Source organism: Novosphingobium sp., from assembly GCF_020852455.1.
GTDB lineage: Bacteria > Pseudomonadota > Alphaproteobacteria > Sphingomonadales > Sphingomonadaceae > Novosphingobium.
In genome coordinates, this window is the sequence record NZ_JADZAT010000010.1 from 1 (window position 1) to 26,642 (window position 26,642).

Consider the following 26,642-nt stretch of genomic DNA (forward strand, 5'->3'; position numbering starts at 1 on the left):
GCGGTGGGAACGCGGTTGTTGTTTTCGCCGAAGCCCTGGCTGGTGATCGCACCACCCGGGACACCATGCGAGGTCAGGTACGAAGTGACCGACGCGTTGCGGCGTTCCGACAGGCCCTGGTTGTAGGGGGCCCCACCCGAACGGTCAGCATAGCCGGCGAGCATGATCGGTACACTGGCGCAGTTGCCATAGGCGGCGACAGCGCTGTCGAGGATCGAAGCGGCTTCCGGCGTGATGTCCGACTTATCCCAGTCGAAGAACACGATGTACGGACCCTTGTTGCACGGCGGCGGCGGCGGCGGCGGAGCAGGGGGCTCCGGCGGCGGCGGGGGAGGCGGCGGTGGCGGAGGCGGAGGCGGCGGAGCCGAGCCGAAATTGTAAGCCAGCGTCAGCAGCGCCGAATGGCTGCGATAGCGCTGATGGACAGGATCGGTCAGGGTGATCGGCTGGGTCAGGCCGATAAAGGACAGGCTGGCTTGGCCATCAACCCGGTCCTGATTGAAATAGCGATACTTGATGCCCAGGTCGATATGCTCGTTCAGCGGCATCCGCACTCCAGCCAGCAATTGCCAGGCAAAACCGCCGTCCGAAGCCGTTACAGTGTAGACATTGGTTGCTTGATTGCTGGTCGCTCTGGCGGCGATTTTCGTGTGCGCATAGCCTATCCCGCCGCCAACAAAGGCCTGCACGCCATCGTCGGGACCAATGTCGATCAGGGCGTTGGCCATGGCGCCAAGATTGGAGACATGTCCGGCGAGGGAATCGGTCGGAACCGCACCGTTCAGAGCAAGGTAATCCACCCCCGCCCGGCGATAGCTGACTTCGCCTTCCAGCCTGAAGGGTCCGAAATCGTATCCAATGATACCGCCAAGATCGTATCCCGTTTTGGTGCCCACGATGCCGACCGGAACGTCGGTTCCGGCGGTCAACTGGTTGGGGGACGCGTTCTCGAAAACGCGCACGTCGCGAATTACGGTCACCCCGGCATCGCCTTCGATGTACCACGAATCGTCGCGGGCCAGGGCCGGGCTGGACAGCAGGACGGCCCCAAGCGCTGTGGTGGAGAGCAATCTGCGCATATTGCACCTTTCAGGTTCAGAGATGGCCAAGGCTGGCCTTCACGAACCGGATAAGGCGCTGTTCGGGCGCACACACTACCGGATTGGGTAGCAACATCGCGCAGCGGAGCGATTTATGTCGCTCCGCCTCACGCTAACCTGGCGAAGTCAGGCTGCGGGCAGCAGCCTGCGTTCGCCGGCGATCCGCAGCATCGCCTTCTGCAGCTTTTCGAACGCGCGCACCTCGATCTGGCGGACGCGTTCGCGGCTGACGTTGTATTCCTGGCTCAGTTCCTCGAGCGTCCGCGGGTCGTCGATCAGGCGGCGCTGGGTCAGGATGTGGCGTTCACGCTCGTTCAGGCTGTCCATCGCCTCGACCAGCAGGGCATGGCGGTTGCCGGCTTCCTGCGCGTCCTCGACGATCTGGTCCTGCAGCGGGCCGCTGTCTTCCAGCATGTCCTGCCACTGGCCTTCGCCGTCCTCGTTGAACGAGATGTTCAGGCTGGCATCGCCGCCCATCATCATCCGGCGGTTCATGTTGACCACTTCGGCCTCGGACACGCCAAGGTCGGTCGCGATCTTCCTGACCTGGTCGGGATGCAGGTCCGAATCTTCGTAAGCGTCGAGGTTCTTCTTCATCCGGCGCAGGTTGAAGAACAGCTTCTTCTGCGCGGCCGTGGTGCCGATCTTGACCAGCGACCAGCTGCGCAGGATGAATTCCTGGATGCTCGCCTTGATCCACCACATCGCATAGGTGGCCAGGCGGAACCCGCGATCGGGTTCGAATTTCTTGACGCCCTGCATCAGGCCGATGTTGCCTTCGCTGATCAGTTCGCTGACCGGCAGGCCATAGCCGCGATAGCCCATCGCGATCTTGGCGACGAGCCGCAGGTGGCTGGTAACCAGCTGCTTGGCGGCATCGGGATCCTGGTGTTCGGCATAGCGCTTGGCGAGCATGTATTCCTGCTCGGCGGTCAGCACCGGGAACTTCTTGATCTCGGCCAGATAGCGGTTGAGGCTCTGCTCGCCGCTGAGGCTGGGCAGCGTGGTGCCACCGGTGGCGGGCAATTTGCGTTCGGCTTCGGACATATTCAACTCGTCCCTTCTTTGTCGGCCCACCCTTGAAAGACCCTTAATAGGCATCCCCCTGCGATGGCCACATGGAAAAGTGTTCTACCACAATAGAACGGCTTTAGCTCCTCAATTCGACCAACAGCCCCGCCATGTCGGCAGGCAGCTTGCTTTCAAAGCGCAGCGCTGCCCCCGTAACGGGGTGGATAAAGCCCAGGACTGCGGCGTGCAGTGCCTGCCGGGCAAAGTGAAGCTGGGTAAGAATCGGGCGAAGCCGCTGCGGTGTGCGTCCATAGACAGGATCGCCCAATAGCGCATGGCCGATTGACGCCATGTGAACGCGGACCTGGTGGGTGCGGCCGGTCTCAAGCCGGCATTCGACCAGCGATGCGCCGTCCAGCGCCTCGACCAGCCGGTAATGGGTCACCGCATGTTTGCCGCGCTTGTTGAGTTCGTGCAGCACGGCCATCTTCTTGCGATCGTGATCGGACCGGCCGATGTGGCCGCTGACTGTGCCCGCTGGCGGAACCGGCAGCCCTGCCACCACCGCGAAATAGGCGCGTTCGATCGAATGATCGGCGAACTGCCGGGCCAGCCCTTCATGCGCCTTGTCGCTCTTGGCAACCACCAGCAGCCCGGATGTTTCCTTGTCGATCCGGTGGACGATGCCGGGGCGAACCACCCCGCCGATTCCCGAAAGCTGGCCCTGGCAATGGTGCAGCAAGGCATTGACCAGCGTTCCGTCAAGGTTGCCGGCAGCCGGGTGGACCACCAGCCCGGCGGGCTTGTCGATCACGATCAGGTGTTCGTCTTCATAGACGACGTTGAGCGGGATATCCTGGGCCTGCGCCTCAGTCGGCACCGCCTCGGGAACGCGAATTTCAAACCGGGTGCCGGCGGCGGGCTTGAGGCTGGCCTGCGCGGCCACCTTGCCGTCCAGCAGCACGCGGGCTTCGCCCAGCAGCGCCTTGATCCGCTCGCGCGACAGACCGCTGGCATCGGCCAGCGCCTTGTCGAGCCGCTGGCCGGCTTCGGCGATTGCGCCGGAAATGATGGAATCTCCCCCGTTCATCGCTAGCTAGGTGGGGACGCTCGCCCACCAGACAAGACCCTGAAACCAAATCCCGTTCGTCCTGAGCTTGTCGAAGGACCGTCCTTGGCCTAGCCCCATGCAATGACCTTTTGGGCCTATATGCTGCATTGCCGCGATGGGAAGTTTTACACCGGGCATACGGATGACCTCGAAAGGCGGGTCGGTGATCACAAGAGCGGATTGGTCAAGGGCTTCACCCAGCAACTCCTGCCGGTAGAGCTTGTCTGGTCACAAGAGTTCTCAACTCGCTACGAAGCATTGTCGGCTGAGCGGCAGATCAAGGGCTGGTCAAAAGCCAAGAAGCTGGCTCTCATCCGGGGAGATTGGGTGGAAATCTCGCGCCTCGCAAAGAAGAAGGACGGTCCTTCGACAAGCTCAGGACGAACGGAACTTTTGGTTCTGGGCGGTGTTATCCGGCAAATGCTCAAAGAAGCGACCCAGGCGCATCCGCGCGAGTGCTGCGGGTTGCTGCTGGGGCAGGGCGCGCGGGTGGCGATGGTGCGCCCGGCGGCCAATGTTCACCCCCAGCCAGAACGGCATTTCGAGATTGATCCAAAGGCACTGATTTCCGCCCACCGGGCGCAGCGGGCGGGCGGGCTTGAGGTATTGGGCTATTACCATTCGCATCCCAACGGTCACATTGGTCCATCGAATGAGGACCGTGCACAGGCCAGCGGCGATGGCCGGGCCTGGGCGATCGTGGCCGCTGGCGCGGTAACCTGGTGGCGTGATGGCCCGGATGGCTTCGAAGCGCTTTCCTACCGGCTCATCGCCGACTAAGGTCGCGCGCGACGGCAAGGCAGCGGGAATTTCATTTCCTGAACCCTGTCAACTTTGTGAACTTCCAGTACGGGGCCCCGATGACCGATAGTGCCGTTGATCTTGCCAGCCTGCTCTGCTCACGCCTGTGCCATGACCTGCTTTCGCCGGTCGGCGCGATGACCAACGGGCTTGAACTGCTGGCCGATGAAAAAGACCCCGAAATGCGCAAGCGCTGCATGGAACTGCTCGAACAGAGCGCCCGGACCAGCGCCGACAAGCTGAAGTTCTTCCGCCTCGCCTTTGGTGCGGCGGGCGGGTTCGGCAGCTCGGTCGCGATCGAGGAGCCGAAGAGCCTGGTCGATGCGTTGGTGGCCGGGAACGAGCGGATCACGATCCAGTGGGCACTGGGGGTCGATGCGCTGCCCAAGCCGGCGGTCAAGGTGCTGCTCAACCTGGCCCATATCGGGATCGACGCGCTAATTCGCGGCGGCACGCTCGACATTGGAGTCGAAAGCCGCAGCGGGGCAAGCGAGATCGTGGTTCGCGCCGCCGGGCCCAGGATTGCCTTCGATGCCGATGTTGGCCGCGCGCTTGATGGCTCGCTGCCGGTCGCCGATCTGTCCAGCCGCACCGCGCCGGCCTGGATGCTGCACGAACTGGCCGGACAGCAAGGCGGCGGACTGCAATTCGCGCTGAGCGAGGAAGCGCTGGTGATGGGCGCAGTGATGCCCGAAGGCTGACTGGGCGATTCCATGCAATTCGCGCCCTGCGAAAGAGGCTAGCAGGTGCAATCAGGCACGAACCGGGCACAGCGCTGAATGACCGAACTGATCGATTTCGAGACTCCCAGCCCGAATTGGAACGAGCGCAAGCTGCCGGTCTCGATGGTCGTCCTGCACTACACCGGCATGCAGAGCGCCGATGAAGCGCTGGAACGGCTGTGCAGTGAGGAATTCGGCGTTTCGGCCCATTATCTGATCGAGGAAGACGGCCAGATCCACCGCCTGGTCCGCGAGGATCGCCGCGCCTGGCATGCCGGGAAAAGCTTCTGGCGCGGGATTACCGATGTCAATTCGGCCTCGGTCGGGATCGAACTGGTCAATCCGGGGCACGAATTCGGCTATCGCCCGTTCCCTGATGCGCAGATGGAGGCCCTGGTGCCGCTGCTGGCCGGGATCGTCCAGCGCTGGGACGTGCCGCGCGCCAATGTGGTCGGCCATTCGGACATTGCGCCCACCCGCAAGGATGATCCCGGCGATCTGTTCGACTGGGACCTGCTCGCCGCGCACCGCCTGGCGCTGCGCACTCCGCGGGTAAAGATGCCCAGTCCGTTCGAGAACGATGGCGCGTTTTTTCTGGCGCTTGAGCGCTATGGCTATGACATTTCCGACCCCCAGGCCGCGATGCGCGCCTTCCAGCGCCGCTGGCGTCCGCACATCATCGACGGGCTGGTGGACGGGGAATGCTCGGCGATCCTGTTCTCTTTGTTGTTGGATCGTGATGCCGGAAAGACTAGATAGGGCTCTGCCAGGGGGCCGGGCAGCCGCGGGGTTCGCTAGAACCGCGAGGAAAGTCCGGGCTCCACGAAACAAGGGTGGCGGGTAATGCCCGCCGGGCGAGTGGCTTGCCGCGAAGCCCAGGGAAAGTGCCACAGAGAGCAGACCGCCTCGCAAGAGGTAAGGGTGAAAGGGTGCGGTAAGAGCGCACCGGGGCCCTGGTAACAGGGCTCGCACGGCAAACCCCACCCGGAGCAAGACCGAATAGGGGCGGCGCGTCCGCAAGGACAGGCGTGTTTCGCGCCCGACCGCCCGGGTTGGTTGCTTGAGCCGCGTGGCAACACACGGCCTAGAGGAATGGCTGCCAGTGCGGATACGGTCTCTTTTGGGATACCGTCCACGCTACAGAACCCGGCTTACAGGCCCCCTGGCATTGATCTTCGCGCAATTGGTTGCTCAACTGGCCGAACCACCTGTCAGGGAGTTTGCCATGTCCAATCCGCTTCGTTCGCTCAAGGGCTCGGTCGCGCTTGTCACCGGTGCGGCTTCCGGAATGGGCCGGGCCACGGCGCGGCTGTTTGCTCAGGATGGCGCGCATGTCGCGGTCACCGACGTCAACGCCGACGGGGCCGAAGCGGTGGCGATGGAGATCATCGCTGCGGGCGGATCGGCGCGGGGCTGGGCGATGGATGTCGGCGATCCGGACAGTGTCGCCAGCGTGATGGCCGAGATCTGCGGCTGGCATGACCGGCTCGACGTGGTGGTCAACAACGCCGGGGTATCCGGCTTCTGCCCGATCGACGGTGAGGACTATGACGCGGTATGGGAGCGGATCGTGCGGATCAATGCCACCGGCCAGCAGCGGGTGATCCGTGCGGCCTTGCCGCTGCTGCGGCAATCGGCCGCGCCGCGGATCGTCAACATCGCCTCGACCGAGGCATTGGGCGCGACCAGCGGCAACAGCGCCTATGCCGCCAGCAAGGCGGCGGTGACCGGACTGACCCGGGCGCTGGCGCTGGAGCTGGGCAAGGCCGGGATCACCGTCAACTGCATCTGTCCGGGCCCGATCGAAACCGGCATGACCGCGCGGGTCCCCGATGCCGACAAGGCGACCTATGCCCACCGCCGCACCGCGCTGCGCCGCTATGGCCAGCCCGAAGAGGTGGCGCACATGACCTGGAGCCTGTGCCTGCCCGGCGCCTCATTCATCACCGGGGCGACGATCCCGGTCGATGGCGGGCTGATGGCGCGGAACGCCTAGTCGAGCGCGGGGTTGACCAGCACCTTGATCTGACCGCCGCCGCCCGTCAGCGCCTTGAAGGCATCGGCCACTCCCGAACGCCCGACCGTGCCTGAGATCAGCGGCGTGACATCGCGGTGACCCTCGGCGATCTCGTGCAATGTCGCAGCGAACTCCTCGGGCGAATAGCCGAACACAAATTTGAGCCCGAGCTGCTTGTTGATCGCCAAAGACGGTTCAATCGTATCGCTTTCCATGCAGACGCCGACGACAATGATCGTGGCGGTGGGCGGGCTGTTCTCGATCAGCTGCTGGATCATCCCCGGCACGCCAACACATTCGAACACCACTGCATCGCGAATGCTGCGGCCCATCAGCTGGCTGGCCGACATGCTGGCCATGGTCGCCGGCACATCGAGCGCTTCCCAGCGGTCGTGCGGCGAATGCTGGCGCGGGTCGAGCACCACATCGGCACCCAGCGCCTCGGCCGCCCTGCGGCGTTCGGGGGAAAGGTCCGTAGCGATGACCGGGCCCACGCCGCGGGCCTTGAGCGCGGCGATCACCGACAGGCCAACCGGCCCGCAGCCGATTACCAGCGCGACGGACTGCGGTGTCAGCGGGGCCTGCGCGACCGCATGCTCGCCCACCGCCATCGGCTCGGTCAGGGCGGCGCGCTCGGCATCAAGGCCATTGGGGACTGCCAGCAGCATTGCCTCGGTCAGCACCATCCGCTCGGCAAAGCCGCCGGGGAAGCGGTTCGAATAGCCAACCAGTTCACCGCCCTGCGGCCCGAATGCGGCGGGGACCGAAACCACGCGCGTGCCGGGCTTGATCGCCCCGCTGCAGCCCGGGCCATAGTCGAGCACTTCGGCGCAGAACTCGTGTCCGAAGACCATGTCCTGTGCAGGATCGACCGTTTCCAGCCCGCCGGCCCGCTTGGTCAGCGCCAGCATGTGATCGAGGTAGTGGAGTGCGTGGAGGTCCGACCCGCAGATCCCGCAGACCAGCGTCGATACCAGCGCCTGGCCTTCGCCGGGAACCGGATCGGCAATTTCGGTATCGACCAGCTCGGTCCCGCGCCTGACAACTGCCTTCATTCCCCGCCTCCCGCCATGCCGCCGAATATCCTGATCAGGTTCGGCTGCCCGGTGTGCGCGGTCAAGCCGCCATCGACCGGCAGCGCGATTCCGGTGATCGCCGAAGCCGCGTCCGAGGCCAGAAAGGCAACCGCTTCGGCGATTTCGTCGGCCCGGGCGAAGCGGCCCAGCGGCACCCGGTCCTCCCAGTCGCTGCGCAGCCCCGGAACCGCCTGGACTCCGGCCAGGATCGGGGTGTCTACCGGGCCGGGGCAGATGCAGTTGACCCGAATCCCTTCGCGGGCATGGTCGATTGCGGCGGTGCGGGTCAGGTTGATGACCCCGGCCTTGGCGGCGTTGTAGGCGGCAAAGCCATAGTCTGCGGCCAATCCGCTGGCCGATGCGGTGTTGACCACCGCCCCGCCGCCACTGGCCCTGATCGCCGGGATTGCCACCTTGAGGCCGAAGAACACCCCGTCAAGATCGATCGCGATGACCCTGCGCCAGTCTTCGACCGACAGTGCTTCGATCGGTGAGAGGCTGCCGATGCCGGCGTTGTTGAACATCACATGGAGTGCACCAAAGCGTGACACCGCAGTACCCACAAGGCCCTCAACCTGTTCCAGCGACGAGACATCGCAGGTCCTGAACAGCGCCCGCTCGCCCAATTCGTCGGCCAGCGCCTGCCCGGCGGGATCCACATCGCCCAGCACCACGCTGGCCCCTTCGCGGTGGAGCAGCCGTGCAGTCGCCGCGCCGATCCCCGATGCTCCGCCGGTGATCACCGCCACCTTGCCTGCAAACCTTGCCATGGCTGCCCTCTCTTGCTGATTATTAGAGTGCACTATAATCACAAGCGCAGGCGAGTCGCAACACGGAGAACGGGCGATGGCGGACGAACGGCTGGTCGGGGGGCAGATCCTGGCCCGGACCCTCAAGACGACGGGGGTGAAGCAGGCCTTCGCGCTTCACGGCGGGCACCTCGAGGCGCTGCTCAAGGGCTGCGTCGATGAAGGGATCGCGCTGACCGACTTCCGCCACGAAAGCGCCGCCGGCCACGCCGCTGATGGCTATGCCCGCGCAACCGGCGAGCTGGGGGTGTGCATCGTCACCGCCGGGCCGGGGTTCACCAATGCGATCTCGGCGATGGCCAATGCCAGGCTCGATGGTTCGCCGGTGCTGTTCATCGTCGGCGCCCCGCCGCTGCGCGAGGTTGAGACCAACCCGATGCAGGGCGGGATCGACCAGGTGGCGATGGCCCGGCCCAGCGTCAAATGGGCCTTCTCGATCCCGTCGACCGAACGGATCGCCGATCTGACCGCCATGGCGATCCGCCAGGCGCGCACTGCGCCGATGGGGCCGGTGCTGCTGGAACTGCCGATCGACGTGCTGCACATGAGCGTGCCCGAAAGCCGCGCAACCGCCCCGGCCGGGGTCAACGTGCGGCCCCACGCCGCGCCCAGCCCGGCCGAAGTACAGGCGCTGGCTGATATGCTGCTGGCCGCGAAGCGCCCGGTGGTGATCGCCGGTAACGAAGCCGCCAATGCGGCCTGCGCCGAGGCATTGCGCGCGTTGACCGCAGCCTTGCCGCTGCCGGTCTTCACCAAGACGCTGGCGCAAGGCGTGCTGCCCGCTGGCCACCCGTGCGATGGCGGTGCGGCGGGCAACCTGGCGCTGCTGCCGCTGCTGGGGATCGATCCCCCCGACCTGGTGATCCTGCTGGGCGGCCGGATGGGCTTGCTCCTGGGTGGACGTTCGGGGGCGGTGGTGCCGGATGCCGCCAGGCTGGCGCAGGTCCACACCAATGCGGCCGAGATCGGACGGATCCGCGATGCCGAGCTGGCAATCGCCGCCGACAGTGCCGAAACGGTGCGCGCATTAGCCGCCGCGCTCGATGGGCGGGCACCCGCCGGGCTGGAGCAATGGCGGGCCCAGGCTACATCGGCTGCGGCGGTTTTTGCCAGCCAGTTCCCCGATGCCGAAACCGGGCAGGGGATCCACCCGCTGCATGCCGCCAAGGCCGTGGCCGACAAGGCCGGGCCGGATGCGATCTATGTCTATGATGGCGGTGAGGCCGCATCCTGGGCCGGGGCGGCGACAGCGGTCAACCGGCCCGGCTCGCTGCTCACCCACGGGTATCTGGGCTGCCTGGGGATCGGCCCGGGCTTTGCGATCGGCGCGCAGCTGGCCTTTCCCGATCGGCGGGTGGTGCACCTGACCGGCGATGGTGCGCTGGGGTTCCACATCCAGGAATTCGATACCATGGTCCGCCACCACCTGCCGGTGGTAAACGTGGTGCTCAACAACCAGGTCTGGGGCATGTCGATCCACGGCCAGCAGATCATGTTCGGCGGTAACTACAACGTCATCTCCAAGCTCGAGGGGACCAATTACGCCGATATCGCCCGCGCCTTTGGCCTCAACAGCGAACGGGTGACGCAGTTTGCCGAACTGGCGGGTGCGCTTGACCGCGCCTTCGCCTGCGGCGGGCCGGCCTTCATCGAAGTGATGACCGATGCTGATGTGGTCCACCCGGTCACGGTGGCGATGCTCGGCCAGGTCGAAGCCGGCTCGGACGATGTCCTGATCCCCTATTACGAGAATATCCCGGTCGGCTGATGGCCCTGTCGCCAGAAGTCCGCGAAGCGCGCCAGCGCGCGATTGTCGATGCCGCGCACCGGCTGGTGCGCGAAACCGGCGGTGCGGGCTTTTCGATGCTGCAACTGGCGCAGGCGGCCGGGGTCAGTCCGGCCACGCCCTACAACCTGCTCGGTTCGAAAGGCGAAGTGCTGCGCCGGGTGGTGCTCGATGAATTCGCCAGCTTTGCAGCGCGGCTGGCGCGCTTGCCGGATGATGGCCCGCTCGATCGGTTGCTTGGCGCGGTTGACCTGATCGTGGTGCACTACACCTCCGAACCCGAATTCTATCGCGGGCTCTACGCGGCGATGATCGGGGTCGAAGCCAACCTGCTGCGCGATGCGATGAGCGAGGAAGGCCGGCACCTGTGGGGCGACTTGGTCCGTGCGGCAATGGAGGCTGGCGAACTGGCCCCGCTGGTCGAACCAATGGCCTTCACCGACCTGCTGCTGCGCACCGTTGCCGCCACGGTTGAGGCCTGGCTGGCGGAGCATTGGGATCAGGTGCGCTTCGCAGCGGAAATGCGGCGGGCCAGCCACCTGCTGGTGCTGGGACTGGTGGGGGCGGAGCGGGCGCAACAGCTCAAGGCCGAGCTGGGCTGAGACGGCGACGCCCCGCTCCGTTTGCGACTTGCGTCGAAAACGGAGCCGGTTTCGGTTGTGTCAACTGTCCAGACGACCTACCAAATCCCTCTCCGTTTTTGCGAAGCACAAACGGGGAGGTGGCAGCCCGCAGGGCTGACGGAGGGGCAAATCCCACGCAAGCGGCGATCCGAAAACGTCCTCAAAGCGCGCCAGTTGCGCCGCGACATGTCGCTGCCCGAGGTACTATTGTGGAACTTGTTGCGGCGGTCACCTGACGGCGTCAGTTTCCGGCGCCAGCATGCGATCGAACCTTACGTACTCGATTTTTTCAACATCAGGTCCAGGACCGGCTTCGAGATCGATGGGATCGCGCATGAAATGGGTGATCGACCGCAACGCGATGAGAGGCGCGACGCCTTCTTTCGCAAGATGGGGATCGAGATCGTGCGGATACCGGCGGTCGATGTGCTGAAATCTGCCGAGGTCGTTGCTGATGCGATGGTGCGTTATTGCCAGCGTTGAAGCCCCTCCGTCAGCCGCCTGTCGGCGTCTGCCACCTCCCCGTTTGTGGCATTCGCCAAAAACGGAGAGGGTCTGGTGCAAACGGGGAGGTGGCATTTGCGTCAGCAAATGACGGAGGGGCACTGAGACCCCTAAATCCGCCCCACGCTTGAATAGCTGAAGCCCTTGGCGCGCACTTCGGCCGGATCGTAGACGTTGCGCAGGTCAACCAGCACCGGCGCGTTCATCAGGCCCTTGACGCGATCAAGGTCGAGTGCGCGGAAGGCGTCCCATTCGGTCACGATCACGGTCGCGTCGGCGCCTTCGATCGCGGCATAGGCGCTGGCCTGCATCGCCACTTCGGGCATCAGGGGCTTTGCCAGTTCCATCCCTTCGGGGTCATAGGCGGCCACTTCCACCCCGGCATCGACCAGCGCCTGGGCCACCGCGATTGCCGGGCTGTCGCGCATGTCGTCGGTGTTGGGCTTGAAGGTCAGGCCCAGCATCGCAACCTTCTTGCCGCGCGCCGCGTCCATTCCGCCCAGCGCCTCGATCACCTTGCGGCCCATCGCGCGCTTGCGGCTGTCGTTGACCGCCACCACCGCCTCGACGATCCGGGTCGGCGCTTCATAGTCCTCGGCGGTCTTGAGCAGCGCCAGCGTGTCCTTGGGGAAGCACGATCCGCCATAGCCGGGGCCGGCGTGGAGGAACTTGGAGCCGATCCGGTTGTCCATCCCGATTCCGCGCGAAACGTCCTGTACATCGGCACCGACCTTTTCGCACAGGTCGGCCATCTCGTTGATGAAAGTGATCTTGACCGCCAGGAAAGCGTTGGCGGCATATTTGATCAGTTCGCTGGTGCGGCGGCTGGTGAACAGGATCGGGCTCTTGTTGAGGAACAGCGGGCGATAGACCTCGTTCATCACGCCGCGCGCCCATTCGTCCTCGGTGCCCACCACGATCCGGTCGGGATGCTTGAAATCGCCGATCGCCGCGCCTTCGCGCAGGAATTCGGGGTTCGAGGCGACCGCGAACTTCACCGGCAGATTGGCGGCAGCCAGGATCCGCTCAACCTCGTCGCCGGTACCCACCGGCACGGTTGACTTGGTTACCACCACCGCGTCGTTCTTCAGGTTCTGGCCGATTTCCTCGGCCACGGCATAGACGAACGACAGGTCGGCATGGCCATCGCCGCGGCGGCTGGGAGTGCCAACCGCGATGAAGATCGCCGCAGCTCCGGCGATCCCTTCGGCCAGATCGGTAGTGAACGACAGGCGCCCGGCCTTGGCGTTCGACGTGACCAGTTCGGCCAGCCCCGGTTCGAAGATCGGCATGATCCCGGCCTTCAGGCTGTCGATCTTGGCCGGGTCCTTGTCGATGCAGACCACTTCGTGGCCGAAATCGGCGAAGCAGGCTCCCGATACCAGCCCGACGTAGCCCGAGCCGACCATTGCGATTTTCATCCCAAACTCCTTTGCGTGGCGCTGACCGCGCCCAATTCGTCCTGCACCGCCTCGATCAGCCAGCGGGTGGTGCCTTCCAGCCCCAGCGCGGTCAGCCGCCCGGTGCGATAGGCGCCGGTATCGATACCGATGCGGTTATGCCCGAAATCGGGCCGTTCGAAAATCGTGTGCCCGTGCACCACCACCGGGCCGTGGCTTTCGCGGTGTGACAGGAAGGGTTCGCGGATCCAGCGCAGGTCCGCGGCGCGCTGTTCGTCCAGCGGCACGCCGGGACGGATCCCGGCATGGACGAACAGATAATCGCCGATCAGCACCTGATCTTCGAAGCCGCGCAGGAAGGCGATGTCTTCGGCTGGCACCGCGGCGCGCATCAGCGCCAGGGTCTCGTCCAGTTCGGCGCGGTGGTAAGTGGCCGGATCGACCGGATAGGACAGCACGGTTTCGCGCCCGCCATAGCGCAGGAAATGCCGCAGCACCTCTTCGCTTTCCAGCGCGTCGAGGAACATTTCCTCGTGATTGCCCAGCAGGATCCGCACCGTGCGCCGCGCCGCCAGCTGGCGCGCCAGGCGGATCACTCCGGCGCTGTCGGGACCGCGATCGACCAGGTCGCCCAGCAGGACCAGCGTGGTTGCGCTGGCGCCGCGCCGGGCATCGTCGGCCTCGATCGCCGCAACCAGCGCCTCGAACAGGCCAAGGCAGCCGTGGATGTCGCCCACGGCATAGACCCGCTGGCCGGCGGGGATCGCCGGAGCGGGCTGACCGTCGTTCAGGCCGAGGAGAGAGCGCAAGGACTTGAGCATGGCGGAGAAATCTCTGCGCGCGCCTATACCCGGATGGAGCTTAACGAACAATGGCGCATGCCTGCCGCGCAATCCACCGTGACCGCGAAACCACACATCGCAGGGCTAAGGCAAGCAAGGCGGCGATTTGCTCTTGTGCAGTGCAACAAGATTGTGCAGTCCCATGCCCACGCGATCCGAATGTTTCCGCCATCGAGAAGCAAGGACGCGTGCAGGTGGGACGAAGCTGTTACAATCGTTCAAGGGAAGATTGATATGCTCACGTCCATCCGCGGCCTGTGCGCCGCAACTTTCACCGCCGCCAGCCTGCTGGCCGCTACTCCAGCCTTCGCCGACGAAACCGATCCGCCGGCCGAATTCACGCTCAGCGGCAATGTTGCTGGCGTAACCGACTACCGCTGGCGCGGCCTGTCCTATTCGGGCGGCGATTTCGCCGTGCAGGGCGGGATTCAGGCTACCCATTCCAGCGGCTTCTATGTCGGCACCTGGGCCTCCAGCCTCGAACAGGACCCGCTCGATATCTATGGTTCGGCCGAACTCGATGTCTATGGCGGCTGGTCAGGCGAGATCAGCAGCGGGCTGACTGCCGATGTCGGGGTAACCTGGTACACCTATCCCAACGGCAGCTTCGGCAAGGCCAATTTCCTGGAACCCTATGCCTCGCTGTCGAAGACACTGGGCCCGGTGACGGCCAAGGTCGGCGCGAACTATGCCTGGGAACAGGATGCGCTGGGCGGGGATGACAACCTCTACCTGTACGGCGATCTCAGCAGCGGCGTGCCCGGCACGCCGGTGTCGGTCAACGCGCATCTGGGTTACACATCGGGCGCGCTTTCGCCCAAGTTGCTGACCGGCGTTTCGACCGAAGGCGGGTTTGACTATTCGGTGGGGGCCAGCGCCACCATTGCCAAGAACCTGTCGCTGAGTGTGACCTATGTCGGGGTCGATGGCGCCTCGATCGATGGCTTCTCGAACGATACGGTCGTCGCTTCGGTCAAGCTTTCGTTCTGATCCGGCCGATCTGACTGCTCGCAAGGGCCCGTTTCGGCTTGTCCGGAGCGGGCCTTGTGGCATAGCTGGGGCCATGACCAAATTTCTCCATTCGATGATCCGGGTGACCGATCCCGACGCAACGATCGCCTTCTTCCGGCTGATCGGGCTTGATGAAGTGCGCCGCTTTTCCAGCGAGCAGGGCCGCTTCACGCTGATCTTCCTGGCCGCGCCGGGTGAAGAGGGCGTGGCCGAGGTGGAACTGACCCACAACTGGGATCCGCAGGACTATGACGGCGGGCGTAATTTCGGCCACCTGGCCTACCGGGTGGACGATATCTACGCCACCTGCGAAGCGCTGATGGCGGCCGGGCACACGATCCACCGCCCGCCGCGTGACGGGCACATGGCCTTTGTCAAATCGCCTGACGGGATCTCTGTCGAACTGCTGCAGGACGGCACCCTGCCGCCGGCGGAACCGTGGATCTCGATGCCCAACGTGGGCAGCTGGTAGGCTTCAGCCGCGAGCACTGCGGCGCAGCAGGACGAACCCCAGCAGCGCGGCCAGCAGCGATCCGGCGAAGACCCCCAGCTTGGCATCCTCGACCAGTTCGGGCGCGGCGGGGAAGGCCAGCTGGGCGATGAACAGGCTCATCGTGAAGCCGATCCCGCACAGTGCCGAAAGGCCCAGTACCTGCCGCCAGCTGGTGCCGGCCGGTCGCGGTGCAAAGCCGCTTTTCTCGGCCAGATAGACCGCGCCGAAGATCCCGCCCAGCTTGCCCAGCACCAGCCCCAGCGCCACCGCCATGGGCAGAGTCGGGTCAATCGCCGCGATCCCGCCGCGCGGCAGGGCTACACCGGCATTGGCCAGTCCGAACACCGGGACGATCAGGTAGGCGCTGAGCGGGGCGAGCACGTGCTCCATCCGCAGCAGCAGGCTTTCACCCTGCCGGTCGAGCGCGATCGGCACGCACAGCGCTGCCAGCACCCCGGCAATCGTTGCATGGATCCCCGAATGCAGCACCGCATACCACAGCAAGGTGCCGCCCAGCGCATAGACCCAGCCGCGCTTGATCCCGCGGCGGTTGGCCAGTGCCAGCCCCGCCAGCACCACGCCGGAAAGTGCCAGCCAGGTCAGATCGAGCTGCGCGGTATAAACCAGCGCGATGATCGCCACCGCGCCCAGGTCGTCCACGATCGCGACGGTCAGCAGGAACAGCCGCAGCGAGGGCGGCAGGCCCTTGCCCAGCAGGCCCAGAATGCCCACCGCAAAGGCGATGTCGGTCGCGGCGGGGATCGCCCAGCCCGCCTGCAGCCGGGGCTCGCCGCCGCTGACCAGCAGATAGATCGCGGCCGGCAGAGCCATCCCGGCGATGGCCGCCAGCACTGGCAGGCGGCGCTGTTCGGGCCGGGCCAGCTGGCCTTCCAGCACCTCGCGCTTGATCTCAAGCCCGACGACGAAGAAGAACAGCGCCATCAGCCCGTCGTTGATCCAGGCATGCAGCGTGCCCAGGTGCGCCACCGGGCTGGAACCCAGGGGGTGGTGCAGGATTTCGTGATAGGCCGGGCCGAGCGGGGAATTGGCGAGCAGCATGGCCGCCGCGGCAACCGCCAGCAGCAGGATTCCCGCACCGGCATCGCCATGCAGCAGCCGCGCGATCCGACCGGCCAGGATTGAGAAAGGATGGCGTTTTGCGGTCATTCCGGGCGAATCGGGGAAATGCCTGACGGATGCAAGCGAAACCGGAACTGCGGGTCGATTTCCGAACTCTGCGCAATAATTGCAAGCACTTGCCAAGTGCATTGCGAACGCGTTGCACACCTGTTGCTTTGCCGATAGGCTGCCTGTTCTTGGGGCGGACAGCAGGGGCTGAATAAATCGCATGATCGCGGACGGAGCGACTGCCTGGACTGCACTTGACTGGCTGCTGCTGGTTGAGCGTGAGTTGCTGGCTTTTTCCGCGTTCTGGTTCTGCATCGGACTGCTCGATGAATTCGCGATCGATCTGGCCTACCTCGGATTGCGGCTGAAGGGCCGGATCCAGACTCCGCGCCTGCCGGTGGGTTATGGTGCGGAGCCATTGTCGGGGCCTTGCGCGGTGATGATCCCGGCGTTCGGTGAAAGCCAGGTGATCGGCACCACGATCGGCCACATGCTGGCATCCTGGCCGCAGCGCGAATTGACGCTCTACATTGGCTGTTACAGCAACGATCCGGCCACAGTTGCCGCCGCAATCGCGGCCAGCGCCGATGATCTGCGGCTGCGGCTGGTGCTGCTGGGCGCACGCGGCCCCACGACCAAGGCCGATTGCCTCAATCGGCTATACGCCGCGCTTTGCGCTGATGAGGAGCGCCAGGGCCGCCACTTTGTCAACGTGCTGCTGCATGATGCCGAGGACATGGTGCACCCCTGTGCATTGCAGGCGGTCGATACCGCGCTGGTGCTGCGCGACTTCGTGCAATTGCCGGTGCGCCCCGAACCGCAGGACAGCTCGCGCTGGATTGCCGGGCACTATTCCGACGAATTCGCCGAAAACCATGCCAAGGGGATGGTGGTGCGGGCGGCGCTGGGGGCATCGATCCCGGCTGCAGGCGTTGGCTGCGGATTTTCGCGTGCGGCGTTGGGGCAGCTGGCCGAGCGGCGCGCGGCTGAGGGTGAGTTCGGCCCCTTTGCGCCCGAATGCCTGACCGAGGATTACGAGCTGGGCATGATGCTGTCACGTCAGGGACGCGGCAGTGCCTTCTTGCGGCTGCGCGACGACGCCGGACAGCTGGTGGCCACCCGCAGCTATTTCCCCAACCGCCTTGATGCGGCGGTGCGCCAGAAGACCCGCTGGGTCCACGGGATCGCGTTTCAGGGCTGGGACCGGATGGGCTGGAGTTTCCGCCCGGTCGATGTGTGGATGGCGCTGCGCGACCGGCGCGGGCCGCTGACCGCGTTGGTCCTGGCCAGCGCCTATCTGCTGCTGGTGCTCGATGCGGTGCTGATCGGGCTGCACGCGCTGGGCATGGTCAATGTGCTGGCGCTGTCCTGGCCGCTCAAGTCGATGCTGCTGGCCAGCTTTATCGGGTTCCTGTGGCGCGCGATGTCTCGGGCGGTGTTCACCGCGCGCGAATATGGCTGGCGCGAAGGGCTGCGCGCGGTGCTGCGCATCCCGGTGGCCAATGTCATTGCGATCATGGCCGGACGGCGGGCGTTGGGGGCCTATTTCCGTTCGCTGCAGGATGGCCAGGTCACCTGGGACAAGACCGTACATGACCGGCACCCGGCCACGGCCACGGCCACAGCCCGGGCGCGGACGGTGCGGGCATGAACCGGACGCCGGGCCAGATCCAGCGGAACAAGCGCTTCACCCGGCCGCGCGGGCAGCCGCTGGTGGCGCTGGGCCTGCTGATGGTCAGCTGGGTTGGGGCGCGTGCAGCGCTGTGGGAAGAGTCCGCGATCAAGCCCGATGCCAAGCAGCCGGACATGGCAGCACCGGGCGGCGCAGTCAGACCCGATCGACGCCTGGCCCCAGCGCAGGATCGCAGTGGGGCACCCGGCGCGCAGCCAACACTGGCCCCGCAGGACTCGCCGCGCCCGGCGCCGACCACCACTGCCGGTCCGCAGCCCGTGAACAGCGTGGATACTGGCGAGGCACAGGAAATCGCGCAGATCGCCATGCTCGAAGGGCACCAGCAATTGCTGTTCGCAGCCAACCAGATGCCGCTGGCCGAACGCGAGACCAATATGCTCGCGCCGCCGGAACCCTTGCAGGTTCCAGCCATGCTGGCACCGCCGGCACCCGCCCGGACAAAGGCAACCGAACCGGCCAGTCAGCCGCATCAGGCCCGCTGGTCGGGCGATTCCTGGTTGCTGCTGCGTTCGGGTGGCAATGGCTTCAACCAGGCGGGCAATGGCCTGCCCGGCGCCTTCGTTCCGGCGGGCTTCTATGGCGGCAGCCAGGTGGGCGCGGTGCTGCGCTATCGCCTGGCGCCGGCCAGCGCCTGGCGGCCGACGCTGTACCTGCGGCTGGCCAGCGGGATTGAGCGTCCGCGCGGGGAAGAGGCTGCGCTGGGGCTGTCCTTCCGCCCTGTTCCGAAAGTGCCGGTGGCGTTGATGCTTGAAGGCCGGGCTACGCGCACCACCACCGGCACGATCGTGCGCCCCGCCGCAGCAGTGGTTACCGAACTGCAGCCGTTCCGCTTGCCGCTGGGCACTCGGGGTGAGGTCTATTTGCAGGCCGGCTATGTCGGCGGGCGTGATGGGACGGCCTTTGTCGATGGTCAGGCCCGGATCGAAAAGCCGCTGGCCGAACTGGGCAAGTTCCGCCTGCGCGCGGGTGGCGGCACCTGGGGCGGGGCACAGCGCGGGGCGAAGCGGCTCGACGTCGGACCTACCGCCACGCTGGAAGTTCCGGTCGGTCCGGCCAATTCGCGGCTCTCGGCTGACTACCGCTTCCGGGTTGCCGGCGATGCCGCGCCGGGATCAGGGCCGGTGGTTACGCTTTCGGTGGGATTCTAGGAAACCCGGCCTTTCTTTGGCCATTGGGCTGGGCTAGCGTTGCGGCCCTGTCATGGACGTCTATCTCCCCATTGCCAACCTTTCGGTCAACGGCCTGGTGATCGTCGCGCTGGGTGCGCTGACGGGGATCCTGTCGGGCATGTTCGGGGTGGGCGGCGGGTTCCTGACCACGCCGCTGATGATCTTCTATGGCATTCCCCCCACTGTTGCTGCCGCATCGGCGGCCAGCCAGGTGACCGGGGCCAGCGTTTCGGGCGTTTTTGCCCATTCGCGGCGCGGCGGGGTTGATTACCAGATGGGCGCAGTAATGGTGGCCGGCGGGATCATCGGCACCGGGCTGGGCGCGGCGCTGTTCAGCCTGTTGCAGGCGCTGGGCCAGATCGACGTGGTGATCAACCTGCTTTACGTCCTGCTGCTGGGTTCGATCGGCTGGATCATGGCCCGTGAAAGCTGGCAGGCGCTGCAGGCCCAGAAGACCGGGGTTCCGGTCCCGGCGCGCAAACGGCGGCACCATCCGATGGTCGCCAGCCTGCCAATGCGCTGGCGGTTCTACCGGTCGGGGCTTTACATCTCGCCGCTGGCGCCGCTGATCCTGGGGGTGCTAACCGGGATCCTGACCATGCTGATGGGGATCGGCGGCGGCTTCGTGCTGGTGCCGGCGATGCTCTACATCCTGGGGATGAGCGCGAATGTGGTGGTCGGTACCTCGCTGTTCCAGATCCTGTTCGTGACCATGGCCACCACCATGATGCATTCGGTCACCACCCGCGCGGTCGATATCGTGCTGGCTGCGCTGCTGCTGCTGGGTTCGGTTTCGGGTGCGCAAATCGGGGCGCAGTTGGCCCAGAAGCTGCCGGCCGAACGGCTGCGCTTCGTGCTGGCCGCGATCGTGCTGCTGGTGGCGCTGCGAATGGCGCTGGGGCTGGGTTGGCAACCCGATGAAATCTACACGGTCACGCCGTCGTGAAGCGGTTGTTCCTGCTCCTTGCCCTGATCCTGCTTGGCGCGGCCCGCGATCCGATCCTGGTGCCCGAGATTTCGCAGCACGAAGTCCAGGTTCGGCAGGGCTTTCGCGGGACCGAACTGCTGCTGTTCGGCGCAATCCTGACGCCGGAAGGCGCGCGGGCCGGACAGGACTATGACATTGTGGTGGTGCTCAAGGGGCCGACGCAATCGATCGTGCTGCGCGAAAAGCAGCGACTGGCCGGCATCTGGGTCAACGCCGAAAGCGTCGAATTCCGTTCTGCCCCTACCTTTTTCGCGGTCGCCTCGTCGCGCCCGATCGGCAAGATCGTCGATGACAAGACCGCCGCGATCTATGAACTGGGCCTGCCCTGGCTGCAGCTTTCGCCGATCGGTTCCTATGATCCCAAGGAACAGGCGCGGATGTCGGCCGGGCTGGTCGATCTGATGACCCGCGAAGGTCTCTACAAGCAGGATAGCAAGGGTGTGAAGGTCAGCGAGCAGGTGCTCTATCAGGCCCGGATCGCGCTGCCTTCCAGTGTGCAAACCGGCACCTACACTGCTGAAACCTTTGCGATCAGCAAGGGGCGCGTGGTGGCATCGGCGATCAGCCACGTGGTAGTCCGCAAACAGGGGTTCGAACGCGCGGTGGCCGATTTCTCGCAGGACTATGGGTTCCTCTATGGTCTGCTGGCGGTCCTGCTGTCGGTGGGTATGGGCTTCCTGGCCGGGCGCCTGTTCGCGCTGGTGTGATCGAATTAACCACCCATTTAGCCCAATTTTAACGGCTTCGTCGTATCACCGGCACAGCCAGAACTGTGTCTGGCGGGACAAGACAGGGCCGATCGATGAACGACATGGGTACGCAGGGTTTTGGTGCAGCGCGTCCGGCGCAAGCCTCGGAAATCCCGGCAGAAGCCGCGCAGGCTGCGCAGGCCGGCCAGGAATTCGACAATGCCCGCGAACCGATCGGCATCGTCCTTGAAATCGCCGGTTCGGGTTCGGCGATCGCGCTCGATCTTCAGCGCTTGCAGGAATGCGCCGGCGATCATGACCCTTCGATCGCGCTGGCCGGGCAGGTCGGCAGCCAGGTCAAGATCCGCGTCGGCAAGGGCTGGCTGCTCGCTTCGGTGCGCACGCAGCGCCAGGATTCGAAGACCCCGGGCGGGATCATGGCCCAGATCGACTTTCTGGGCGAAGGCGACGAGGAACGCCTGACCGGCCGCATCCACAGCTTCCGCCGCGGTGTGACGCGCTATCCGATCCCAGGTGCGCTGATCTATCCTGCGACCAGCAACGACCTCAAGCAGATCTACGCCAGCGATGGCCGCTCTTCGATCCAGGTCGGCACCGTGTTCCCCACCCGCGACATCCGCGCCGGGCTCTACATCGATGCCATGCTGGGCAAGCACTTCGCGCTGCTCGGCTCGACCGGTACCGGTAAATCGACCAGCGCCGCGCTGATCCTCCACCGGATCTGCGAAGCTGCGCCCGAAGGTCATATCGTGATGATCGATCCGCACGGCGAATATTCGGCGGCGTTCAAGACCACGGGCATGATCTTCGACGTGTCGAACCTGCAGATGCCGTACTGGCTGATGAATTTCGAGGAGCACTGCGAAGTGTTCCTGACATCCAGCGGGAACGATCTGCAGGAAGACATGGACATCCTGTCCAAGTGCCTGCTGGCCGCGCGTTCGAAGAACCGGCTGGCCGAAACCATGGGCAAGATCACGGTCGACAGTCCGATCCCCTATCTGCTGTCTGACCTGACCAACATGATCCAGACCGAAATGGGCAAGCTCGACAAGGCGACCAGCTCGGCCCCGTTCATGCGGATCAAGAACAAGATCGACGAGCTCAAGGCCGATCCGCGCTTCCAGTTCATGTTCTCGGGCATGCTGGTTGGCGATACGATGGCCGAATTCATCGCCAAGATCTTCCGCATGCCCAGCCGCGGCAAGCCGATCTCGATCATCGACGTTTCGGGCGTGCCGTCGGACATCACCTCCACCGTGGTCGCGGTGCTGAGCCGGATGGTGTTCGACTTTGCGATCTGGGCCCGCGATGAAAAGACCCGCCCGGTGCTGCTGGTCTGCGAAGAAGCCCACCGTTATGTTCCCAACGAGAAGAACGCCGATGGCTCCTCGGTCGGTCGGATCCTCAGTCGGATCGCCAAGGAAGGCCGTAAGTACGGGGTTTCGCTGGGCCTGATTACCCAGCGTCCGTCCGACCTTGCCGAAGGCGTGCTGTCGCAGTGCGGCACGATCATCTCGATGCGTCTCAACAACGATCGCGACCAGGCGTTCGTGAAGGCCGCCATGCCCGAAGGCGCGCGCGGCTTCCTCGATTCGATTCCGGCGCTGCGCAACCGCGAATGCATCATGTGCGGCGAAGGCGTTTCGATCCCGATCCGCGTTGCTTTCGACGAACTGGAAGAAGTGAAGCGTCCGGCCTCGGCCGACCCCAGCTTTACCCAGCTGTGGAGCCAGTCGGGCGGCGAAGAGGAAATGGTCCACCGCACCGTCCAGCGCTGGCGCGCCCAGGGGCGTTAGTTCGCTTGCTGCGCTATTCGCCTTCGCGAATGGCGTTACATCCACCGCCAGGTGGACAGTTACGTCCCCCGCGTATCGCCGTAGAGATGGATATGCAGGCGGTCGCTCATTCGCATTCCGTGCGTTAGCGCCAGCGGCGCCAGCCAGCGCTCCCGCTCGCGCAGGGTAACGCTGTCGGTCCCCTCGGGCATCAGGTAGATCCGCCCCGGCGGGATGCCATGCTGCTCTGCCAGGGCAAGCACTTCACCGACCTGTTCGGGTTCGGCCACAACGAATTTGAACCACGCGCGCGGATCGGCGGCCCAGGCGGCCAGCCGTTCGGGCACCAGGGCCAGCTCAGCCGGATTGCCCGAATGGGCCAGCTTGGGGCTGACATTGTACTGCGCCACCAGACTGTCGAGCGCGGGGTGCGGGGCGACCGTGCCGTTGGTCTCGATCTCAACGCTCATGCCGGCCAGCAGAGCGACCATCCTTGCCAGCGCCGCGCCTTGCAGCAGCGGTTCACCCCCGGTGATCACCAGCCGGTCCTGCCCCAGCGCCATGATCCGCGCGGCGACCTCGGCCTCGTCCAGCACCAGCTGGTTGGCGCTGCGCTCGAACGCCCGGCCATCGCGGTGCGGGCGGTTATCGCCCTCGAACCGCCAGGTATAGGCCGTGTCGCACCAGGTGCAGGCGAGGTTGCAGCGCGAGAGGCGGACGAAGGCCACCGGCCGGCCCAGGCTCGGCCCTTCGCCTTGCAGCGAGGCGAAGATCTCGGGCTCGCCCGGCGTGGTTGTGGCGAGAGTTAGCATTCAGAAAAGTCCACGCTTGGCTGAATAACCTCACAAAGTTCACAGGGTGCAAAGAATGGAAATTTCCCGCCCGCCAGCCTTCCCCGCGCGCAGGCGGGCCGCGCTGCGGCGCGCGAGAATATGGGGAAGGGCGGACGGCAGGTCATGGTTCGATCCTATGCCAGTTCCTAAGCCTGTAGGACAGGGGCCGAACCCACGAATACACCAGGCCGTCACCCCGGACCTGATCCGGGGTCCCGCTGGTTCTTTTGGCGCAGCGCTGGCCGCAACAAGCGGGACCCCGGGTCAAGCCCGGGGTGACGATGACAGTGGCAGGGCCTACCCCAGCCGCGCCAGCGCTGCCGCCAGCCGCTCAGCCTCGGCCTGGTGCATGGCGTGGTCGGCGCGGGCCTTTTCGACCGCTTCGGGCTTGGCCTTTTCGACAAAGGCGGTGTTCGAGAGGCGGCCTTCGAGGCTTTTGGCTTCCTTGCTGGCTGCCTCAAGCGCCTTGGACAGGCGGGCCTTTTCGGCGGCAATGTCGATCACGCCTTCGAGCGGGATGATGACATTGGCATCGCCCGCGCCGATCTGCATCGCCGCGCCGGCCGGAGCCGCTTCGAAGCGAATCCCGTTGAGGCGTGCAAGACGTTCGATCGCCGCGCCGTTGCGCTCGATGATCCCGCGTGTTGCCGTGCTCGGCTCGGGCAGGAAGGCGTCAAGCTTTGCGCCGGGGGCGATGCCCAGCTCGTTCTTGGCGGTGCGCAGGTTGCCGACCAGCGCGATCAACCACTCGACCTCGGCCTTGGCCTCGGCATCGACGCCCACACCCGGTTCCGGCCACTTCGCGGTGATCAGCGGATAGGCCGCGCGGTCACCCAGCTTGGACCACAGCTCTTCGGTGACGAAGGGCATGAAGGGGTGCAGCATGACCAGGATCTGGTCGAGCACCCAGCCGGCCACCGCCTTGGTCTCGTCATCGAAGCTGCCCTTGATCAGTTCGATATACCAGTCGCAGAACTGGTCCCAGACGAAGTGGTAGATCGCGTTTGCTGCAGCATCGAACCGCAGGTCGGCCATGGCCTTGTCGATGGCTTCCAGCGTTTCGACAGTTTCGCCGATAATCCAGCGGTTTACCGCACTTTTTGCGGCAGGTGCTGCAAGCGAGCCTGATGCAGCAATTCCGTTCGCCTGGCAGAACCGCGCGGCGTTCCACAGCTTGGTCGCGAAGTTCCGATAGCCTTCGACCCGGCGGTCATCCATCTTGATGTCGCGGCCCTGGCTTTCCATCGCCGCCATGAAGAACCGCAGCGCATCGGCGCCGTACTTGTCGATCAGGCCCAGCGGATCGACCACGTTGCCCTTGGACTTGGACATCTTCTGCCCGTCCGCCGCGCGGACTAGGCCGTGCAGGTACAGCCGCTTCCACGGCACCTGGCCCTGATTGAAATGCATCCCCTGCATCGCCATCCGCGCGTCCCAGAAGAACAGGATGTCGAAGCCGGAGATCAGCAGGTCGTTGGGATAGTGCCGCTGGTAAAGCGTTGCCCCGGTGTCCGGCCAGCCAAGCGTGACGAAGGGCCACAGCGCGCTGGAGAACCAGGTGTCGAGGACGTCGCTGTCGCGTTCCAGCGTCACGCCTGGACCAGCCTTGGCCTGGGCCGCTTCTTCGCTTTCGGCAACGTAGCATTGACCGTCCGAGCCATACCACGCCGGAATCCGGTGCCCCCACCACAGCTGGCGGCTCACGCACCACGGCTGGATGTTTTCCATCCAGTTGAACCAGGTCTTCTCCCAGCTCTTGGGGACGATCTCGATCCGGCCGTCCTTCACTGCCGCAATCGGATCCTGCGCCAGCACTTCGGCGCGGACGTACCACTGGTCGGTCAGCCAGGGTTCGATCGGCACCCCGCCGCGGTCGCCATAGGGCTGCTGGATCACGCGCGGTTCTGCGTCGAGCTCGCTCTCGTTACCGTCCTTGTCCTTGACCACGTGCGGGATCAGGCAGCCGGCTTCCTTCATCCGGCGGACCACCAGATCGCGGGCAACGAAGCGGTCCAGACCGACGAATTCGTCCGGCACCAGCCCGTCGGCGGTCTGCACCACGCGGGCTTCGGCATCGAACATGTTGAGCATTTCGGCGGGTTTCATCCCGGCGCGCTTGCCCACTTCGAAGTCGTTGAAATCATGCCCCGGGGTGATCTTGACCACGCCGCTGCCCAGTTCCGGATCGGCATGTTCATCCGCCACCACTTTGAAGCGGCGGCCGGTGATCGGCTGGAGGATCTCCTTGCCGACCACCGCCTTGTACCGATCGTCCGCCGGGTTCACCGCCACGCACATATCGGCCAGCATGGTTTCAGGCCGGGTGGTCGCCACTTCGACATGGCCGCTGCCATCGGCAAAGGGATAGCGGAAGCGCCAGAAGCTGCCCTTCACTTCGCGGGTTTCCACCTCAAGGTCGGAAATCGCGGTCTTCAGCTTGGGGTCCCAGTTGACCAGCCGCTTGTCGCGATAGATCAGGTCCTGGTTGTACAGGTCCACGAACACCTTGGTCACCGCCTGGTTGAAGTGCGGGTCCATGGTGAACTGTTCGCGGCTCCAGTCCATCGAACAGCCAAGGCGGCGCAGCTGGCGGGTGATCGCCCCGCCGCTTTCGGCCTTCCACTTCCAGACCAGCTGCTCAAATTCTTCGCGCGTGTAATTGGTGCGCTTGTCCTGGCGTTCTTCCAGCTGGCGTTCGACCACCATCTGCGTGGCGATGCCCGCGTGATCGGTGCCGACCACCCACAGCGCATCCTTGCCGCGCAGCCGCTCATAGCGGATCACCACGTCCTGCAGCGTGTTGTCGAGCGCGTGGCCGATGTGCAGCGAGCCGGTGACGTTGGGCGGCGGGTTGACGATGGTGAAGGGCTGCGCATCGCTACGCTCCGGACGGAACAGGCCGTTCGTTTCCCAGTGATCGTACCACTTCGCCTCGATCGCGGCGGGGTCGAAAGTCTTGTCGAGTGTGCTGTCGGTCATCGTCTGGGGCCTTTGCCAGCGCGGGGCGGCGGGTGCAACGGTTTGGTTCGCCTTGCCG

24 protein-coding genes and 1 other RNA gene are annotated in these 26,642 nt (G+C 65.2%); 15 read left to right on the forward strand and 10 right to left on the reverse strand.

The features are described 5' to 3' along the window. The 3 genes from IT549_RS04020 to IT549_RS04030 form a co-directional block, all read right to left on the reverse strand. A partial coding sequence (locus tag IT549_RS04020; RefSeq protein WP_292970143.1) for an OmpA family protein occupies positions 1–1,079 on the reverse strand: 1,079 nt, incomplete at its 3' end. 147 nt (positions 1,080–1,226) lie between these two features. After that, entirely contained in the window at positions 1,227–2,147 is a 921-nt protein-coding gene (rpoH, locus tag IT549_RS04025) for an RNA polymerase sigma factor RpoH (RefSeq protein WP_292970144.1), read from the reverse strand. Positions 2,148–2,250: 103 nt separating this feature from the next. Next, on the reverse strand, positions 2,251–3,201 hold the full coding sequence (locus IT549_RS04030; protein ID WP_292970145.1) for an RluA family pseudouridine synthase: 951 nt from the start codon (positions 3,199–3,201) through the stop codon (positions 2,251–2,253). Positions 3,202–3,303: 102 nt separating this feature from the next. On the opposite strand from IT549_RS04030, the gene IT549_RS16160 reads away from it, so the two are divergent. From IT549_RS16160 to IT549_RS04060, 5 genes are all read left to right on the forward strand, one after another. Continuing rightward, positions 3,304–4,002 carry a Mov34/MPN/PAD-1 family protein gene (locus IT549_RS16160; RefSeq protein ID WP_365776142.1) on the forward strand — a complete coding sequence of 233 codons (699 nt, stop codon included), beginning with the start codon at positions 3,304–3,306 and terminating at the stop codon, positions 4,000–4,002. An 80-nt stretch (positions 4,003–4,082) separates the two neighbouring features. After that, positions 4,083–4,724, forward strand: coding sequence for a histidine phosphotransferase family protein (locus tag IT549_RS04045; protein ID WP_292970147.1), 642 nt, complete (start codon positions 4,083–4,085; stop codon positions 4,722–4,724). 78 nt (positions 4,725–4,802) lie between these two features. Further along, entirely contained in the window at positions 4,803–5,504 is a 702-nt protein-coding gene (locus IT549_RS04050; protein WP_292970149.1) for an N-acetylmuramoyl-L-alanine amidase, read from the forward strand. A 7-nt stretch (positions 5,505–5,511) separates the two neighbouring features. Beyond that, an RNA gene (rnpB, locus tag IT549_RS04055) (RNase P RNA component class A) lies at positions 5,512–5,915 on the forward strand. Positions 5,916–5,970: 55 nt separating this feature from the next. After that, positions 5,971–6,741 carry an SDR family NAD(P)-dependent oxidoreductase gene (locus IT549_RS04060; RefSeq protein ID WP_292970150.1) on the forward strand — a complete coding sequence of 257 codons (771 nt, stop codon included), beginning with the start codon at positions 5,971–5,973 and terminating at the stop codon, positions 6,739–6,741. Here IT549_RS04060 and IT549_RS04065 read toward each other — a convergent pair. Further along, a complete protein-coding gene (locus tag IT549_RS04065) occupies positions 6,738–7,817 on the reverse strand; it encodes a zinc-binding dehydrogenase (RefSeq protein WP_292970151.1) in 1,080 nt (359 codons plus the stop codon). The genes IT549_RS04060 and IT549_RS04065 overlap by 4 nt on opposite strands. Beyond that, positions 7,814–8,608, reverse strand: a complete 795-nt coding sequence (locus IT549_RS04070) for an SDR family NAD(P)-dependent oxidoreductase (RefSeq protein WP_292970153.1) — start codon at positions 8,606–8,608, stop codon at positions 7,814–7,816. Before IT549_RS04070 ends, IT549_RS04065 begins: the two co-directional genes overlap by 4 nt. Before the next feature lie 76 nt (positions 8,609–8,684). On the opposite strand from IT549_RS04070, the gene IT549_RS04075 reads away from it, so the two are divergent. From IT549_RS04075 to IT549_RS04085, 3 genes are read left to right on the forward strand one after another with little or no spacing between them, the layout of a single operon-like run. Next, positions 8,685–10,415, forward strand: coding sequence for a thiamine pyrophosphate-binding protein (locus tag IT549_RS04075; RefSeq protein ID WP_292970154.1), 1,731 nt, complete (start codon positions 8,685–8,687; stop codon positions 10,413–10,415). After that, on the forward strand, positions 10,415–11,035 hold the full coding sequence (locus tag IT549_RS04080) for a TetR/AcrR family transcriptional regulator (RefSeq protein ID WP_292970155.1): 621 nt from the start codon (positions 10,415–10,417) through the stop codon (positions 11,033–11,035). The genes IT549_RS04075 and IT549_RS04080 overlap by 1 nt, the downstream gene beginning before the upstream one ends. A 57-nt stretch (positions 11,036–11,092) precedes the next feature. Then, complete coding sequence (locus IT549_RS04085) at positions 11,093–11,539, forward strand: DUF559 domain-containing protein (RefSeq protein WP_292970157.1); 447 nt, start codon at positions 11,093–11,095, stop codon at positions 11,537–11,539. A 131-nt stretch (positions 11,540–11,670) separates the two neighbouring features. Here IT549_RS04085 and IT549_RS04090 read toward each other — a convergent pair whose 3' ends face one another. Together IT549_RS04090 and IT549_RS04095 are read right to left on the reverse strand one after the other, a co-directional pair. After that, positions 11,671–12,981, reverse strand: a complete 1,311-nt coding sequence (locus IT549_RS04090) for a UDP-glucose/GDP-mannose dehydrogenase family protein (RefSeq protein ID WP_292970158.1) — start codon at positions 12,979–12,981, stop codon at positions 11,671–11,673. Further along, positions 12,978–13,781 (reverse strand): metallophosphoesterase family protein, encoded by an 804-nt coding sequence (locus IT549_RS04095; protein WP_292970160.1) that lies wholly within the window; start codon positions 13,779–13,781, stop codon positions 12,978–12,980. Before IT549_RS04095 ends, IT549_RS04090 begins: the two co-directional genes overlap by 4 nt. A 255-nt stretch (positions 13,782–14,036) precedes the next feature. On the opposite strand from IT549_RS04095, the gene IT549_RS04100 reads away from it, so the two are divergent. Both IT549_RS04100 and IT549_RS04105 read left to right on the forward strand, forming a co-directional pair. Further along, a complete protein-coding gene (locus IT549_RS04100) occupies positions 14,037–14,792 on the forward strand; it encodes a TorF family putative porin (RefSeq protein ID WP_292970162.1) in 756 nt (251 codons plus the stop codon). Between the two features lie 73 nt (positions 14,793–14,865). After that, positions 14,866–15,285: a VOC family protein gene (locus tag IT549_RS04105; RefSeq protein WP_292970164.1), complete on the forward strand. Its 420-nt coding sequence runs from the start codon at positions 14,866–14,868 to the stop codon at positions 15,283–15,285. Positions 15,286–15,288: 3 nt separating this feature from the next. Here the strand turns inward: IT549_RS04105 and nhaA are convergent, their stop codons facing one another. Further along, the gene (gene nhaA / locus IT549_RS04110; RefSeq protein ID WP_292970165.1) at positions 15,289–16,473 is read right to left on the reverse strand and encodes a Na+/H+ antiporter NhaA; all 1,185 of its coding nucleotides are present in this window, start codon (positions 16,471–16,473) and stop codon (positions 15,289–15,291) included. Positions 16,474–16,654: 181 nt separating this feature from the next. On the opposite strand from nhaA, the gene IT549_RS04115 reads away from it, so the two are divergent. The 5 genes from IT549_RS04115 (at position 16,655) to IT549_RS04135 (ending at position 22,793) form a co-directional block, all read left to right on the forward strand. Beyond that, entirely contained in the window at positions 16,655–18,085 is a 1,431-nt protein-coding gene (locus IT549_RS04115; protein ID WP_292970166.1) for a glycosyl transferase family protein, read from the forward strand. Continuing rightward, positions 18,082–19,275, forward strand: a complete 1,194-nt coding sequence (locus IT549_RS04120) for a hypothetical protein (RefSeq protein ID WP_292970168.1) — start codon at positions 18,082–18,084, stop codon at positions 19,273–19,275. Before IT549_RS04115 ends, IT549_RS04120 begins: the two co-directional genes overlap by 4 nt. A 52-nt stretch (positions 19,276–19,327) precedes the next feature. Beyond that, on the forward strand, positions 19,328–20,242 hold the full coding sequence (locus IT549_RS04125; protein ID WP_292970170.1) for a sulfite exporter TauE/SafE family protein: 915 nt from the start codon (positions 19,328–19,330) through the stop codon (positions 20,240–20,242). Beyond that, complete coding sequence (locus tag IT549_RS04130; RefSeq protein ID WP_292970172.1) at positions 20,239–20,991, forward strand: TIGR02186 family protein; 753 nt, start codon at positions 20,239–20,241, stop codon at positions 20,989–20,991. Before IT549_RS04125 ends, IT549_RS04130 begins: the two co-directional genes overlap by 4 nt. A 95-nt stretch (positions 20,992–21,086) precedes the next feature. After that, positions 21,087–22,793 (forward strand): DUF87 domain-containing protein, encoded by a 1,707-nt coding sequence (locus IT549_RS04135; RefSeq protein WP_292970173.1) that lies wholly within the window; start codon positions 21,087–21,089, stop codon positions 22,791–22,793. 59 nt (positions 22,794–22,852) lie between these two features. Here the strand turns inward: IT549_RS04135 and IT549_RS04140 are convergent, their stop codons facing one another. Continuing rightward, positions 22,853–23,584, reverse strand: coding sequence for a 7-carboxy-7-deazaguanine synthase QueE (locus IT549_RS04140; protein WP_292970175.1), 732 nt, complete (start codon positions 23,582–23,584; stop codon positions 22,853–22,855). Positions 23,585–23,902: 318 nt separating this feature from the next. Next, positions 23,903–26,584 (reverse strand): valine--tRNA ligase, encoded by a 2,682-nt coding sequence (locus IT549_RS04145; protein WP_292970176.1) that lies wholly within the window; start codon positions 26,582–26,584, stop codon positions 23,903–23,905. Between the last annotated feature and the right edge of the window lie 58 nt (positions 26,585–26,642).

Coding starts and splice junctions, on each gene's coding strand:
- rpoH (WP_292970144.1), bottom strand. CDS start 2,147: ATGTCCGAAGCCGAACGCAAATTGCCCGCCACCGGTGGCACCACGCTG.
- IT549_RS04030 (WP_292970145.1), bottom strand. CDS start 3,201: ATGAACGGGGGAGATTCCATCATTTCCGGCGCAATCGCCGAAGCCGGC.
- IT549_RS16160 (WP_365776142.1), top strand. CDS start 3,304: ATGACCTTTTGGGCCTATATGCTGCATTGCCGCGATGGGAAGTTTTAC.
- IT549_RS04045 (WP_292970147.1), top strand. CDS start 4,083: ATGACCGATAGTGCCGTTGATCTTGCCAGCCTGCTCTGCTCACGCCTG.
- IT549_RS04050 (WP_292970149.1), top strand. CDS start 4,803: ATGACCGAACTGATCGATTTCGAGACTCCCAGCCCGAATTGGAACGAG.
- IT549_RS04060 (WP_292970150.1), top strand. CDS start 5,971: ATGTCCAATCCGCTTCGTTCGCTCAAGGGCTCGGTCGCGCTTGTCACC.
- IT549_RS04065 (WP_292970151.1), bottom strand. CDS start 7,817: ATGAAGGCAGTTGTCAGGCGCGGGACCGAGCTGGTCGATACCGAAATT.
- IT549_RS04070 (WP_292970153.1), bottom strand. CDS start 8,608: ATGGCAAGGTTTGCAGGCAAGGTGGCGGTGATCACCGGCGGAGCATCG.
- IT549_RS04075 (WP_292970154.1), top strand. CDS start 8,685: ATGGCGGACGAACGGCTGGTCGGGGGGCAGATCCTGGCCCGGACCCTC.
- IT549_RS04080 (WP_292970155.1), top strand. CDS start 10,415: ATGGCCCTGTCGCCAGAAGTCCGCGAAGCGCGCCAGCGCGCGATTGTC.
- IT549_RS04090 (WP_292970158.1), bottom strand. CDS start 12,981: ATGAAAATCGCAATGGTCGGCTCGGGCTACGTCGGGCTGGTATCGGGA.
- IT549_RS04095 (WP_292970160.1), bottom strand. CDS start 13,781: ATGCTCAAGTCCTTGCGCTCTCTCCTCGGCCTGAACGACGGTCAGCCC.
- IT549_RS04100 (WP_292970162.1), top strand. CDS start 14,037: ATGCTCACGTCCATCCGCGGCCTGTGCGCCGCAACTTTCACCGCCGCC.
- IT549_RS04105 (WP_292970164.1), top strand. CDS start 14,866: ATGACCAAATTTCTCCATTCGATGATCCGGGTGACCGATCCCGACGCA.
- nhaA (WP_292970165.1), bottom strand. CDS start 16,473: ATGACCGCAAAACGCCATCCTTTCTCAATCCTGGCCGGTCGGATCGCG.
- IT549_RS04115 (WP_292970166.1), top strand. CDS start 16,655: ATGATCGCGGACGGAGCGACTGCCTGGACTGCACTTGACTGGCTGCTG.
- IT549_RS04120 (WP_292970168.1), top strand. CDS start 18,082: ATGAACCGGACGCCGGGCCAGATCCAGCGGAACAAGCGCTTCACCCGG.
- IT549_RS04125 (WP_292970170.1), top strand. CDS start 19,328: ATGGACGTCTATCTCCCCATTGCCAACCTTTCGGTCAACGGCCTGGTG.
- IT549_RS04135 (WP_292970173.1), top strand. CDS start 21,087: ATGAACGACATGGGTACGCAGGGTTTTGGTGCAGCGCGTCCGGCGCAA.
- IT549_RS04140 (WP_292970175.1), bottom strand. CDS start 23,584: ATGCTAACTCTCGCCACAACCACGCCGGGCGAGCCCGAGATCTTCGCC.
- IT549_RS04145 (WP_292970176.1), bottom strand. CDS start 26,584: ATGACCGACAGCACACTCGACAAGACTTTCGACCCCGCCGCGATCGAG.